This window comes from Cnuibacter physcomitrellae, from assembly GCF_014640535.1.
GTDB classification, from domain to species: domain Bacteria; phylum Actinomycetota; class Actinomycetes; order Actinomycetales; family Microbacteriaceae; genus Cnuibacter; species Cnuibacter physcomitrellae.
This window is the reverse complement of sequence record NZ_BMHD01000001.1, coordinates 1420134-1433764: the sequence shown is the minus strand read 5'-3', so window position 1 is coordinate 1433764 and position 13631 is coordinate 1420134. Positions and strand designations below refer to the sequence as shown.

At 70.6% G+C, this 13631-nt stretch carries 14 protein-coding genes; 9 read left to right on the top strand and 5 right to left on the bottom strand.

Annotation, left to right across the window (positions count from 1 at the left end):
- Position 1: 1 nt before the first annotated feature.
- Positions 2 to 991: a glycoside hydrolase family 6 protein gene (locus IEX69_RS06705; protein WP_188760938.1), complete on the top strand. Its 990-nt coding sequence runs from the start codon at positions 2 to 4 to the stop codon at positions 989 to 991.
- A gap of 55 nt (positions 992 to 1046) precedes the next feature.
- Positions 1047 to 2078: a response regulator transcription factor gene (locus tag IEX69_RS06700; RefSeq protein ID WP_085020289.1), complete on the top strand. Its 1032-nt coding sequence runs from the start codon at positions 1047 to 1049 to the stop codon at positions 2076 to 2078.
- Between the two features lie 12 nt (positions 2079 to 2090).
- On the opposite strand, the gene IEX69_RS06695 is transcribed toward IEX69_RS06700, so the two are convergent.
- Positions 2091 to 2489, bottom strand: a complete 399-nt coding sequence (locus IEX69_RS06695) for a hypothetical protein (RefSeq protein WP_085020288.1) — start codon at positions 2487 to 2489, stop codon at positions 2091 to 2093.
- Positions 2486 to 3934 (bottom strand): glycosyltransferase family 2 protein, encoded by a 1449-nt coding sequence (locus IEX69_RS06690; RefSeq protein WP_085020287.1) that lies wholly within the window; start codon positions 3932 to 3934, stop codon positions 2486 to 2488. The genes IEX69_RS06695 and IEX69_RS06690 overlap by 4 nt, the downstream gene beginning before the upstream one ends.
- Before the next feature lie 190 nt (positions 3935 to 4124).
- Between IEX69_RS06690 and IEX69_RS06685 the strand changes: the two genes are divergently transcribed.
- Positions 4125 to 4772 (top strand): hypothetical protein, encoded by a 648-nt coding sequence (locus IEX69_RS06685; RefSeq protein WP_229756258.1) that lies wholly within the window; start codon positions 4125 to 4127, stop codon positions 4770 to 4772.
- 24 nt (positions 4773 to 4796) lie between these two features.
- Here the strand turns inward: IEX69_RS06685 and IEX69_RS06680 are convergent, their stop codons facing one another.
- Positions 4797 to 5987: a GGDEF domain-containing protein gene (locus IEX69_RS06680; protein ID WP_085020285.1), complete on the bottom strand. Its 1191-nt coding sequence runs from the start codon at positions 5985 to 5987 to the stop codon at positions 4797 to 4799.
- A gap of 73 nt (positions 5988 to 6060) precedes the next feature.
- Positions 6061 to 7725: a sensor histidine kinase gene (locus tag IEX69_RS06675; RefSeq protein ID WP_085020284.1), complete on the bottom strand. Its 1665-nt coding sequence runs from the start codon at positions 7723 to 7725 to the stop codon at positions 6061 to 6063.
- A 78-nt stretch (positions 7726 to 7803) separates the two neighbouring features.
- Here IEX69_RS06675 and IEX69_RS06670 point away from each other — a divergent pair, with 78 nt between their 5' ends.
- The 6 genes from IEX69_RS06670 to IEX69_RS06645 all read left to right on the top strand — a co-directional run bounded on the left by IEX69_RS06670 (position 7804) and on the right by IEX69_RS06645 (position 13301).
- The gene (locus IEX69_RS06670) at positions 7804 to 9003 is read left to right on the top strand and encodes an ATP-binding protein (RefSeq protein ID WP_157127233.1); all 1200 of its coding nucleotides are present in this window, start codon (positions 7804 to 7806) and stop codon (positions 9001 to 9003) included.
- Positions 9000 to 10166 carry a KEOPS complex subunit Pcc1 gene (locus tag IEX69_RS06665; protein ID WP_157127232.1) on the top strand — a complete coding sequence of 389 codons (1167 nt, stop codon included), beginning with the start codon at positions 9000 to 9002 and terminating at the stop codon, positions 10164 to 10166. Before IEX69_RS06670 ends, IEX69_RS06665 begins: the two co-directional genes overlap by 4 nt.
- A gap of 108 nt (positions 10167 to 10274) precedes the next feature.
- The gene (locus tag IEX69_RS06660) at positions 10275 to 11105 is read left to right on the top strand and encodes a TetR/AcrR family transcriptional regulator (RefSeq protein WP_085020279.1); all 831 of its coding nucleotides are present in this window, start codon (positions 10275 to 10277) and stop codon (positions 11103 to 11105) included.
- Positions 11106 to 11199: 94 nt separating this feature from the next.
- Positions 11200 to 11904 carry a DedA family protein gene (locus IEX69_RS06655; protein WP_174604579.1) on the top strand — a complete coding sequence of 235 codons (705 nt, stop codon included), beginning with the start codon at positions 11200 to 11202 and terminating at the stop codon, positions 11902 to 11904.
- A gap of 34 nt (positions 11905 to 11938) precedes the next feature.
- Complete coding sequence (locus tag IEX69_RS06650) at positions 11939 to 12508, top strand: VOC family protein (protein ID WP_085021525.1); 570 nt, start codon at positions 11939 to 11941, stop codon at positions 12506 to 12508.
- Positions 12498 to 13301, top strand: a complete 804-nt coding sequence (locus tag IEX69_RS06645) for a MerR family transcriptional regulator (protein WP_085020277.1) — start codon at positions 12498 to 12500, stop codon at positions 13299 to 13301. Before IEX69_RS06650 ends, IEX69_RS06645 begins: the two co-directional genes overlap by 11 nt.
- A gap of 10 nt (positions 13302 to 13311) precedes the next feature.
- Here IEX69_RS06645 and IEX69_RS06640 read toward each other — a convergent pair whose 3' ends face one another.
- Entirely contained in the window at positions 13312 to 13563 is a 252-nt protein-coding gene (locus IEX69_RS06640) for a hypothetical protein (RefSeq protein ID WP_085020276.1), read from the bottom strand.
- Positions 13564 to 13631 lie beyond the last annotated feature (68 nt).

The window sequence follows — 13631 nt, the reverse complement described above, 5'->3', positions numbered from 1 at the left end:
CGTGTCGTCCCCTGCCTCCCGCGTCGGTGTCGCGGCTGCGATCGTGGCGCTCTTCGTGCCGGTCATCGCCTCGGTCCTGGTCGTGCTGAGCGTCCTCGGGCAGGGCGGCGTCGCCCCCGACAACCCCTTCGCCGGCAAGCCGCTGTTCTCCGACCCGGGCTCGAAGGCGGCGACGGCCGCGAACGCTGCCCGGGTCTCGGGCGACGAGGCGGATGCCGACACCTTCGGCAAGATCGCCGCCGTCCCGACCGCGGTCTGGCTGGTCCCCGAGAAGCACCCGATCGGCAAGGTCGGACCCTACGTGTCCGACATCGTGTCCCAGGCCGAGAACATGGGTCAGATGCCCGTCTTCGTCGTGTACGGCATCCCGAACCGCGACTGCGGCAACTTCTCGGGCGGCGGTCTCACCCCCGAGGAGTACCCGGAGTGGGTGAGCGAGATCGCGTCGTCGCTCGCGGGGAAGAGCTCCGTGGTCATCCTCGAGCCGGATGCGCTGGCCCTCGCCCACGAGTGCGCCAACGTCGACGAGCGACTCGGCGAGATCAACGCCTCCGTCGACACCCTCGTGCCCTCGGGGGCGACGATCTACATCGACGCGGGGCACTCCAACTGGGGCCCGGCGGCCGACATGGCCGACCTGCTGAACCGCGCGGGGGTCGCCAAGGTGCGCGGCTTCTCGACGAACGTCTCGAACTACAACACGACCGATCGGGAGATCGAGTACGCCTCCACCATCTCGGGCCTGACCGGCGGCGCCCACTTCGTCATCGACACCGGGCGCAACGGGAACGGCTCCAACGGCGAGTGGTGCAACCCCTCGGGCCGCGCGCTCGGCACCACGCCGACCCCGGCCCAGTCCGGATCCGCGCAGGACGCCGATCTCTGGATCAAGCCCCCGGGCGAGAGCGACGGCACGTGCAACGGGGGTCCGGCCGCGGGGGAGTGGTGGGACAAGGGAGCCCGAGAGCTCGCCACCGGAGCGGGCTGGTAGATCCCCCCTCGGACGCGTCACGCCCCGGGCGGCGACCGTTGGTACGATCATCGCAATGGAAACCAACGGGGAGCGCCGGGTCGCCGTCATCATCGAGGACGACGCCGACATCCGTCATCTGCTCGAGACGGTGCTGATGCAGGCCGGCTTCGAGGTCATCGCCACGGGCAACGGGCTCGACGGGGTCCAAGCCGTGCGTGCCTACGACCCCATCGTCACCACGCTCGACGTCAGCATGCCCGGCATCGACGGGTTCGAGGCGGCGAAGCGCATCCGCACCTTCAGCAACACCTACCTCGTCATGCTGACCGCCCGTGACGAGGAGATCGACACCCTCCAGGGCCTCGAGGCGGGTGCCGACGACTACCTCACCAAGCCGTTCCGCCCGCGTGAGCTCCGTGCCCGCGTCGAGGCGATGATGCGCAGGCCTCGCCAGGCTCTCGCCCCCGACGGATCGGGTCAGCCCGTGGCACCGCTGCCGCCCGGCCAGCAGGGCCCGGCCACGCCGTACCCCGCTGCGCAGCCGGGGTACGCCGCGCCCGCTCAGCCGACGGCTCCGCAGCAGCCCTACCCCGTGCAGTACCCGCCCCAGCAGCCGATGTACCAGGTGCCGCAGCAGGCGGGCCCGTACACGCCCTCCGGGGTCCCGGTGCAGCAGCCCGGCCAGCCGGTGGCGCCGCCGGTGTCCGAGCCCGTGGTCGCGCCCGAGCCCGTGGCGGAGGCGCCCGCTGCGCCGCACAGCTACGACATGGAGGACGGCTGGCTCCACCACAACGGGCTCTACGTCAACTCCGAGATGCGGCTGGCCGAGAAGGACGGCAAGCCCATCGACCTCACCCGCAGCGAGTTCGACCTGCTCAACGCGCTCATGGAGAGCCAGCGCCGAGTGCGCAGCAAGGCCGACCTGGCTCTCCTGCTGCGCGGCGAGAGCTACGTCACGGCCCACTTCGTCAGCGAGGCCGACAAGCGCGCCATCGAGGTGCACATGGCGAACCTCCGCCGGAAGCTCGCCGACAGCATCACGCAGCCGCGCTGGATCGAGACCGTGCGCGGTGTCGGCTACCGGCTGGCCGCCGCAGACGACTGATCCCGGGTCTCCTCAGTCGAGGATGACCCCGCGCCGCTCGGCGCCGCTGTGCTCCTCGACGTAGGCGACGAGCTCGGCGCAGGTGTGCTGACCCACCTCGTGCAGCCGCGCCAGGTGGCTCATGCAGCCGGCGATGTCCTGCTGCTTGACAGCCGTGTGCACCATGCCGGCGATGGCCTCGAGGGTCCACGCGCCGAGCATGGTGCTGGAGGAGCGGATCGACAGGCACACGACGTCCGCGTCCTCGAAGTCGCGGCTCCCCAGCGCTTTCATCAACCTCTGGGATCGGGTCTCCCAGAGGTTGATGAAGTCATGGATGAACCGCTCTCTCGCCGGCCCGTCGGTTGCGATCGTGTTGAGCAGCGACCGGAGGGTGGAGAGCTCGACGAACCTCCCTGCGGTCGTCGTCACACCTTGTACCCGCGGTAGCGGCGGAGGACACGACCGATCATGGTGAGGGTCTGCAGGATGGTGATGACACCGAGGATGGGCCATCCGATCCAGAGGATGGTCGACTGCACGAACGGGTCGAGCTGGAACCAGACCAGCACGAGGACCGCGACCACCAGGGCGATGATGATGAACGGCACGAGGTAGCTGTTGCCGCGACCGCGCTCGGCCTTGGCCTGCGCCGCCCAGTTGTCGGTCTGCTTGCGGGAGAGGAACTTGGTCCACGCCCGGATGAAGTGCCCGAGCCTGACCCACATGTAGATCTCGGCGGGGAACAGCGCCAGTGCGAAGAACAGGTCTCGGCCGCTGCGGTCGTGCATCGACAGCGCGGTGCGCGTGTTCAGCAGGATCGCGACCGCCGGCGGCACGAGCCAGATCGGCGAGAAGACGAACGCGCCGATCGAGAGCGAGGCGGCGAGGAGAATGAAGAACAGCACGCGCGTCACGAGGTTCGTGAGCATCGAGAAGTTCTCGAGCCACCGCAGACGCAGGTTGGGGTGGAACGGCTGACCCTTGGTGTCGCCGCGCTGACCGGGCCACATGAGCTCGATCGCGCCGAAGTTCCACTTCACCTGCTGGCCGTCGAGGCCGCGGAGGGTGGTCATGCCGCCCACGTCGGCGCGGGCCTGGGCGGAGATCTTGGTGAGGTAGCCCGCGCTCTTGATCTGCAGCGAGAGCAGCGAGTCCTCCACCTCCGAGTCCTTGACCCACGGGGTGTTCTGGTGGTTCTCGACCATGATCTGGCGGAGCGCCTTGGTGGAGAAGATGGAGAACTGGCCGCCGAGCACCGCCATGTTGCGGCCCTTCAGCATGTTCTGCATGTTGAACGCGGCGAACTGGAAGCGCTGACCGGTGATGAGGAACTTCGCGATGAAGCCCTTGATCGGCTTCTCGTCGATCGAGAAGATCGCGGAGATGCCGCGGATGCGGGAGTCGGACTGGATCTCCTCGGCCAGGCGCTCCACCGCATCCGGGGCCGCCGTGGTGTCGCCGTCGACGCCGAGCAGGAAGTCGCAGCCCTCGACGAGCTGGTACCCGTAGTTCAGGGCGCCGACCTTCTTGTCCTTGTTCTTGCCGATGTCGTGGACGTAGACCTCGGTGAACTGCTCGATCCCGTCGACCTCCTTGAGGTGCGGGCCGGCGTACTGGGCCGCGATCTTCACGGTGTCGTCGGTGGTGTTGTTGACGACGACGTGGATGACGTCGGGGAGGCGGGTCTGCGCGAGGAGCGACTCGATCACCTCGCCGATCGACTCCGCCTCGTTGTAGGCGGGGATGATGCAGCCGATGGTCGGCCGGTAGCTGGGGAGGGACTCGACCGACTCGATGAAGTCGTTCGCGAACTCGTCGGTGACGTCGGCGAGGTCGCTGCGGTCCGTCACGTACGGGTTGCTGTTGTCTGCCATGGGTCCAGTGTGACGCACGCACCGCGGGTTCGTCTCGGATGCGGGCAAGGTTCCGATCAGGATCGGCTCAAGAATCGAGGGGCTCGCCTTGAGGTGATCCTGAGCATCGTCCGCCGGACGGGCAACTGACCTAGGCTGGTGGCGACAGGTGGCTGCAGACCACCGGTGCGTCGAGAACGGAAGGCCGTCGATGAGACGTCGGATCAGCTCACCACGGGCGCGGGTGGCGCGCGCCGTCGCCGCGGCGGCCCTCGCCGTCGCCTCCACGGTCGCGCTGGCCGGCTGCGGCACCGCCCCGTGGGACCAGACGCAGTTCAACACGAACGCCGCGGGTCCGTCCGCGAGTCCGGTCATCCCGAGCACGGCCCCGGCCACGATCACGCCGATCGTGAACGAGCTGGCCACGGGGTCGACGCAGCACCAGCTGCAGGCGGGCGACATCTCGCTCACCGTCAACTACTGGTCGACGCTCAACATGGGGGAGTGGACCCCGGAGGCGAACAAGCCGATCAGCTTCTCCATGGTGGGGTCGCTCGGCTCCGACCAGGGGCAGCAGATCTACCTCTCGCGCGTGACCCTCACGCCGTCGGTGGACGGCGCCGACGGGGCGCTCAGCGCACCGCAGGCCCTCTCCGATCAGGCCCCCATCGCTCCCGGGTACCTGGTGAAGAACCCGTACAGCTACAGCCAGACCTTCATCATCCCCGCGGTCGACCCGGCGGCGACCTCGATGACCCTGTCCTTCACGTACGAGATCCTGCTGCAGTCGACGCCCACCTCGTCGGAGTACGCGAAGCAGACGGCGTACGACCAGCTCACCATCGCGCTCGCGACCTGATCGCCCGACCCGCTCGCGGGCGGCTCAGGATCGCGGCAGCGCTCCGGGGTGCGTGACGTCGGTGCTGCCGAGCACGATGCGGTTGCCGCCCTGGGCGCGGGCCTTCTCCGTGGCCTCGTCGAGGGCCTTGCGCAGCACGGGCAGGCTGTAGCCGAACATGTCGGTGTCGACCACGCCGAAGCTCGCGGTGGCGCGGAGAGAGCGCTCGGGGTCGATCGGCTCGTCGACGAGCGCCGTCTGCAGCCGGATGGCGAGCCGCTCCGCGTCGCTGGCCGCGGTCGTGACCATGACGATGACGAACCGTCCCGCGCCGGGGTGGCCCAGCAGGGCCGTGGTCGGGGTGTGGTGCCTGATCATCTGCGCCACCGAGCGGATGGCGGTGTCACCGAAGTTCCGGCCGAACGCGGTGTTCATCTGCGGCAGGTTGTCGACGTCCATCGCCACCATGGCCAGCCGGTCCCGGTTGAACGCCGCCCGCTCCACCTGGTCGGCCCACTGCTGCATGAACGAGGAGGCGGAGAGGACGCCGACCGTCGAGTAGACGCCGACGGTCACGTCCCCCAGCGCTCGAGCGCCTGAGCGCTCGGCCTGCATCACGGAGACGGCGACCGTGCCGAGGACCACGAGGATCACCGTGACGATCGTCGCGACCGGGGTGCCGAAGTAGGTCTGGAACGTCGGCGAGTCGGGTCCCGCCGCGATGAAGAGCACGAGGCGGGCCAGGGTGAAGAGAGCGAAGAACAGCATGCCGATGCCGAGCACGCGTGCGTTCAGGTTGCGCCGCATCCTCGACCTCAGGGTCTCGAGGCCCGTGAGGACGGCGAACGCGGCGACGCCGGTGAACAGCGGGATCGATCCGGCCCAGATCCCGTTCGGGCCCTCGAGCGCGGTGAGCACGAGCTCGAGGGCGGCCGCGGCGAACGCGATCCACAGCAGGCTCCGGTGTCGCCCGTTGAAGAGCCGGCTGCCCGACCAGATCGCCGCGATCGACAGGAGGTAGGTCGCGTTGGCGATCGCGTTGATCCACCACTGCTCGGGGGCGACCGCCCACATCGAGTAGCAGATCGCCGAGAGCATCCCGCTGATGAATCCCAGGCTCCAGACCCTGCCGGAGGGATCGTTGCGCCGCATCGCCGTGTTCAGCACGAAGATGAGGCCGCAGAGCACGATGACGAGGCCGCTGACGAGGAGCACGCTGGCGAGGTCGACCTTCACAGCCCGGGCCTCCTCTCGGTCGCGGGGCCGATCCGCGGACGGGGGGCGCTGCTTCGGATTCTACTGCGGAGCGTCACGCCTGCACCGTGTCCTCGAGGCCCTGGTCACGTCGACGCGGGAGAGTCGCGGTGAACACCGTGCCCACGCCGAGGGTGCTCGACACCGTCAGCTCTCCGCCGTGCCTGCGGATGATGTCCCGGCTGATCGACAGGCCCAGCCCCGATCCGTGGATGGTCGAGTTGCGCACGCCCTCCGCTCGGAAGAAGCGGTCGAAGAGCTTCGTCTGCTCGACGTCCGACAGCCCGATGCCGGTGTCCTTCACAGTGAGGCTGACGCTGTCCTCGGTGGTCTCGGCCGCCACGACGACACGGCCGTTCTCCCGGTTGTACTTGATGGCGTTGCTCAGCAGGTTGTCGATCACCTGACGGAGGCGGAAGCCGTCGGCCTCCAGCATGATGGGCCCCTCGACGTCGTCGACGAGCCGGATGCCGCGCTCGTCCGCGGCCGGGCTCTGGGCCTGGATGGCCTGGCTCACGATCTCGGCGAGCTCGCACCGATGGAACGACATCGCGATCTGCTGCTCGGTGCGGCTCGCCGCCGTGAGGAGGTCCGCGACGAGCGCGAGCAGGCGGTCGGCGTTCGACGACGCCACCTGCAGCATCGACCGCGTCGACGGGTCGAGGGTCTCGTCGTCGAGCGCGAGCTCGAGATAGCCCAGGATGCTCGTCAGCGGTGTCCGCAGCTCGTGCGACACCGAGGCCACCAGGTCGTCACGAGCCTGGATGGCGTTGAGCTCGCTCGTGACGTCGCGGGAGATCACCACGGCGCCGTCCAGGTCGCCGTCGAAGGTGGTGAGCCGCCGACCGGCGACCGAGAGCGCGATGCGGTGGCCGCCGGGCTCGCCCAGCCACATGATCAGGTCGTCGAAGCGCTCGCCGCGCATCGCGCGCTCCGTCGGCAGCTCCCGCGCCTCGAGAGGACTGGTGCGGTCGGCCCCGTACGCTCGGAGGTCGCTCGCGGGGCCCTCGAGGACCTGGAACTCCGCGCGCAGCCGCCGCGCCGACGTGTTGGAGATGGTCTCCTTGCCGTCCTTGTCGAACGCCACGACGCCGAACGTCACGGCGTTCAGCACCTCGTCGAGGGTCTGCTCCTGTCGGCGCGCCCGCCGGAGGGCCACCTCGAGGAGGTCGGCCTGCTGGCGCAGCAGCCCTCGCTGGGCGTCCATGCGGCTCGTCGTCCCGAACGTCGCCGCCGCGACGAACGTCAGCGTCACCGGCAGCACGAGCAGCGCGGGGATGCTCGCGATGGAGACCGTGGTCCCCATGAAGAAGGTGCTGACCCACAGGGCGAGCGACGACGTCGCCACGCTGACGACCGCGCCCACCACGCCGAAGTAGCTCGAGAGCCAGATCACGGGTAAGACCAGCAGCAGCCCGGCCCCCAGGGACATGTTCCCGGACCGGACCAGGATCACGGCGAAGATGTCGATCAGGGGCAGCAGCGCGATCCAGTACCGGTGGAGGCTCGCCCACGGCACCAGCGCCGCGACGCCGGTGAGCACGAAGACGGTGGCCATCCCCGCGAAGAACACGGGGTTGAGGATCGACTCGGGCTGGAACAGGAACGCCGCCACCACGACCAGCAGAAGTGCGCCCGCAACCAGGAGCTGCGACTGGAAGACCGCCCGCTCCATCCGGGACCGGCGGGCGGCCTCGGTGGAGTCGCTCCCCTGGCTCATGGCATGAGCGTACAAGACAGCTCCTCTACACTGGAGCGGGGTGCTCTGGACGCGCCCGGCATGCGGGGGGTCATGCACATGTCAGCGCAGATCGCCACCGATCCCGACGCCCTCGCCACCAGCAGAGCGATCGGCCGTGCGGCGCTGTGGTTCTCCTCCTCGATGCTCGGCGTGACGGCGCTCATCGACCTGGCGTTCATCCCCTTCACCGGTCGCGTCGACATCCTTCTCGCAGTGGCCGCGCTCGTGGTGATCGCGCTCGCGGTCGCGGCGGCGCTGTCGAGCCGGTCCGTCCGGCGCGCGCTCTGCTGGACCGTCGTCGCCGCGGTCGCGCTGTTCGGCTACGCCTCGATCGTGACCAACGTGTCGGTCGTCTTCCCGGGTTCCACCCCCTCGAGCGACTACGTCCTGGTCTCGATGCCCACGCTGGCCGTGCTGCTGTGCGGGGTGGCGATCCGCTCGCTGAAGGGCGCGCTGCTCGTGGGCACGGTCGCCTTCGTCCTCGGGCACGGCCTCGTCCTAGTCGCGGCCACCCTGCAGGGCATGCCGCTCGCGCTCGACGTCCCGGTCGTGGCGTCGTGGGTCGGGCTGGCGCTGCTCGTCATCGCGTTCTGGCACGCCCGGGGCATCACCGTCCGCGGCGCCGCCGTGATGGGTGCGGCGGGATACGACGAGATCGCCTCGGCCACCGCCGGGCGCTTCGCCGGAGCCGCCGCGGAATGGCTCCGCGAGACCGTCCTCGAGGATCTCCGCGCCCTCGCCGCCGCCACGCCCGGCCCGCTCGGTCCGGACCGCGCCGCGGCACTCCGCCGGCACCTCGCCGACCTCGACGACATCGGCCCCATCCTCGAGGAGTCGACGCTCGCCGTCGTCCCGCCCGCCGCGGTGACCCCGGCGATGCTGGTCGAGGTGCGGGAGCACGCGGCCCGGCGCGGGGTCCGCGTCGCGCTGGTGGGACAGCTCTCGGCGGTGACGGAGCTGTCGTCGGCGGCGTCGCGGCGCCTCCAGGCCACGATCGAGGAGTGCCTCGACAACGTCGCGCAGCACTCGGGCGTCGACGAGGCGGAGATCGCCGTGATGGACGGCGAGTCCGAGATCAGCGTCATGGTGTCGGATGCGGGAGCCGGCTTCGAGCCCGAGCCGGCCGTCCTCGACGGACCGGCCGGACTCCGTTCGCGCCTGCTCGAGCGACTCGGCGATGCACGCGCGTCGGTGCAGATCTGGGCCCGGCCGAGCGCCGGCACGGCCGTCTTCCTCACGGTGGGTGTGCGGTCGTGAGCCGCCCGAGCACCGCTCGTCCCGTCGAGCCGACGTCGTCCCTGCGCAGACCGCCGTGGACCGTGAAGGCGGTCGACCTCGATCCGCTCGGGTCGGTCACGGCGAGCCGTTTCGCCATCATGGTGGGCGCGGTGTCCCTGCTCTGCGCGGTCGGGCTCACCCTCACGACCACCGAGCAGATCTCCTCCTGGCCGCTGGCCGTGCTGGCGGTCCTGATCCTCGCCGGCGGCTACGTCTGGCTGGTGCTGCGGGCCTTCGGCGACGGGGTCGGTCTCACGACGGTGGAGGCGGCGGTCGGCTACGGCCTGGTGGCGGCGTCCGCGGTGCTCTCCTCGGTCGGTCAGCTCGGATCGAACGTGCACATCCGGGACGACTGGGGGCTCATGGCCGTCGGTCTGGTGCTGGTGGCGCTGGCTCCCTTCCGATCGCCGCGCGAGATCCTCGGATACACGGTGCTGTCGGTGGCGCTGGCGACGGGGCTCGCCGTCGTCAGCTCCCTGACCGGGCTCGCGACCGTCGATCTCGTGCCGTCGCTGCCCATCGTCCTCATCGCCGTGGCGCCCGCGGTGGGCTTGGGCGCCGGGTCGGTGGCGTACGCCCGGACGCTGGCGAGCAGCCTCTACGAGGAGACGCGCACGCAGGAGACCCTGCGCGTGACGTCGACCGCCGACGCGCGCCGCGCCTTCGCCGCCGACGACGTCATCGGTGGGATCGGCGCCCTCCGGGAGAGTGTCGTCCCGTTCCTGGCCCGCCTCGACCGGACCGGGGTGGTCGAGGCGGACGACGTGCGTCTGGCCGGCGAGCTCGCGAAGGCCTTCTCCCTCTCGTTGAGCGCCCCGCGCGGCCCCGAGCCGCTCTCGATCAACGTGGGCACGCTCGAGGATCCCGACGGCCTCCTGGCCGCCGTGCCCGAGAACGCCCGGGCCGCTCTGCGCGCCCTCCTCGTGGCTGCCGCGGTGTCCGCGCACGGGACGCGCGAGGGCATCCGCCTCGAGGCCAGCGCGGCGACGGGGAGCGTGGCCGTGACGATCGAGAGCCCCGATGCCCGTGCCCTCCGCGCGGAGCTCATGCCGTACATCCGGCTCATGAAGCTGGTGCTGCCCGGCACCGACCACGCCGTGGTCGACGGGGAGCTGCGTGTCGCCTGTCCTCTCGGCGGGTAGGATGCTTCGGCCGGGCACGGGAGGGGGACGCAGCGTCCCTGATCTCACGATGGCGGCCGTCGCGAGCGATCGTGGTGGCCTCGCTCGGCGCCAGGAGACGGGGGTCGGGTGAGCGGCTACGGTGATCACGAGGTGCAGAGGCGCACGCGACTGCGTGCCCCCGAGGTGCGTCAGCGCGTGCTCGACGTCGCGCTGGACCGGGTGGGCAGCCTCGGCATGACGGTGGGCTTCGAGCACATCATGATGGACGACCTCATCCGCGAGGCGGACGTGTCGCGGTCGTCCACGTATCGGCTCTGGGACTCCAAGGAGGCCTTCGTTGCCGACCTGATGGTCGAGATCGCTCGGAAGGCCGCGACCAGTCTCGTCGACGAGAGCACGATGGAGATCTGCGTGCGGATCCTGCTCGAGAACGTCGAGCTGGTGGCCACCGCCGACGGTCGTCACCGGATCGTCCTCGAGACCATCCGGGTCGCCCTGCAGCACAACTACGCGTCCGTCGTGTCGTCGGTGGAGTGGCAGTCGTACGTGTCGCTCACGGCGGCCCTGCTCGGGCGGGTCGACAACGCCGCCCGCGAGGAGATCACCGACGCGCTCCGGTCGGGGAGCGACGCGTTCGTGGAGCAGATGGCGGCGTTCCACAAGTGGTTCGCCGAGCTCCTCGGGTTCCGGATCCGCCCCGAGTGGGCGGGCGACTACCGGCCCTACGCGGCTCTGGTCTCGGCGATCGTCGAGGGCCTCGGCATCCGCCAGATCGCCAACCCCGCGATCGTGCTCGCCACCTACCGCGGGCCGGCCACCGTGCGCCCCGATCCCGAGTGGACCCTCGCCAGCACGGGGCTGCTCGCGGTGTTCGAGAGGTTCATGGAGACGGACCCCGACTTCGACCTCGCGGTGGCGCTGGCCGAGATCGACGCTCTCCGAGACTCCGCGGCCTGACCCGACCGGACCGCCCCGGGTGCGGCCGGCGACGAGGATCCCGGCCGCCCGGGTTCCGTGGAGGTTCGCTCGATAGCGTCGAGGGGTGACGACCATCGCCGCCACCCTATCCGCCCCCCGATCCGCGGGATCCGTCGCGAACGCCGTCGCCGCGGAAGGGGAGGAGCTCGGCGGGCTGGTCGGCTTCGCCGCCGGGGTGATCGACGCGATCGGCGAGGTGGGCGTCGGAGCGCTGACGTTCGCCGAGACGGTCTTCCCGCCGCTGCCGAGCGAGGTCATCCTGCCGTTGGCCGGCTTCCTCTCGCAGACCGGCCGCCTCAACCTGGTGTGGGTGATGGTGGCGGCGACCCTCGGCGCGTACCTGGGCGCCCTGCTGCTGTACTGGCTCGGAGCGATCGTGGGGGAGGAGCGCTCCATCCGCCTGCTCTCGAAGCTGCCCCTGGTCGACCGCGACGACTTCGAGAAGGCGAGCGGATGGCTCGCCCGCCACGGCAGGTCCTCGATCTTCTTCGGGCGGCTGATCCCGGGCGTCCGCAGTCTCATCTCGCTCCCGGCGGGCGCCCAGCGGATGAACCTCGTCGTGTTCAGCGTCTTCACCCTCCTCGGCACGGTGCTCTGGAACGGGCTGCTCGTGGGCCTCGGCGCAGCGCTCGGCACGCAGTACGAGCTGATCGACCGCTACTCGCAGTGGCTCGACATCGCCGTCTACACGGCCATCGGAGCGGTGATCGTGTGGCTGGTCGTGCGCCGCATCCGCCGGGGGCGCCGCGAGCGGGCGGGCGCCGAGCGACGGACTTGACCCTCACGTAGCGTGAGGCGCGATCGTGGTGGTCATGACCGACTACTACGACGCCTTCGAGGTGAGCCCCGTCCCCGTTCCCGGACCCGACGTGGTCGCCCCCGAGCTGTTCCGCGGCATCTACGGGATGCCCTCCTTCGTCACCGCCCCGTCCGCCGACCTCGAGGCGTCGATCGGGTTCTGGACCGGCGGCCTCGGCTTCTTCGTGCTCTTCAGCGTGCCCGGCCGCCTCGTGCACCTGCGCCGATGGATGTTCCAGGACGTGCTCCTCGTCCCGGCCGACCCGACGTCGGCGGCCCCTGCCCCCTCCGCAGCGGCCACCTCCACGGTCAGCTTCGCGGGCCTGCTCGGCCAGATCGACGAGCTGGCGGAGGCGTGCCGAACGATCGACGCCGACTCCGTCGTCGCCGTGCGCGACACCCCCTGGAACACGCGCGACCTCGAGGTGAGGACGCCGGAGGGGCTGCGTGTGGTCGTCACCGCCGCGAAGCCGTTCGATCCCGCAGGGGAGGCGGCGGCGGGCCTGGCGGCCATCGGCATCACCCCGCCGGGCGAGGGTGGGAGGACGCGCGGCCGGCGTGAGAATAGAGAGCATGTCCGATGACGCCGCCGAGGCCCAGCTCACCGTCGGCGAGGCGGCGGCTCGGCTCGGCGTCACGGTGCGGACCCTCCACCACTGGGACGAGGTCGGCCTGGCCGGCCCGTCGTCGCGGTCGGCGACCGGGTACCGGCTCTACACCTCCGCCGACCTGGAGCGCCTGCGTCGCATCGTCGTCTACCGCGAGCTCGGACTCGGGCTCGACGCGATCCGTGCGCTGCTCGACGATCCGGACTCCGACGTGGTGGCCTCCCTGCGGGCGCAGCGCGCCGACCTCAGGGCGAGGGTCGAGCGCCTCACCGCGCTCGACGGCGACCTCGCCCTCATGATCGACGCCCACGAGCGCGGCCCGCTGCTCGACCCCGCCCAGCAGACTGCGCTCTTCGGCAGCGAGTGGGACCCGCGCTGGCCCGCGCAGGCGCGCCGCCGGTACGGCGCGACGACCCAGTGGCAGCAGTTCGCCGAGCGCTCGGCGCGACGGGACGCCGCCGAGTGGGAGGTGATCGCGCAGAGCACCCGGGAGCTCGACCACGAGCTCGCCGCGGCGATGCGCTCGGGCGTCGCGCCCGGCAGCCCCGAGGCGCAGGCCCTCGTCGAGCGTCATCGCGAGGTGTTCTCCGCGTACTTCCCGATCACACGCTCGATGCAGGTGTGCCTCGCCCGGCGCTACGAGGCGGATCCCGCGTTCGCGGCGCACTACGCCCGACTCGAGCCGGGACTCGCCTCCTGGTTCCGTCTCCTCGTCGACGCCTCCGCTCGCGCCCACGGGATCGATCCCGAGACGGCCACCTGGGAGTGAGGGCGACGGGTCAGCGGTAGGTCTTCACCACCGACCAGAGCTGCCCGTTCTGCACCACGTCGACCACGAGGCTGTCGCCCGACTCGTCGGTCGCCTGGAAGCGCCACGCCACCACCCGGGGCGGATGCGTGGACCAGTAGAACCAGTCGGGCTCGGTCGGGGTGTCGGAGACGCGCCAGCGCCGCCGGCGCCACAGCATCCGCACCGGCACCTCGTCCTCGAACCAGATCGTCGCTGCACTGTCGGTGTCGATCAGGGTCATCGTTCCCCTCCCTCGTCTCGAACGTGTGTTCGAATGTACGACGCTCGCGCGCGACACGCCAAAGGCTC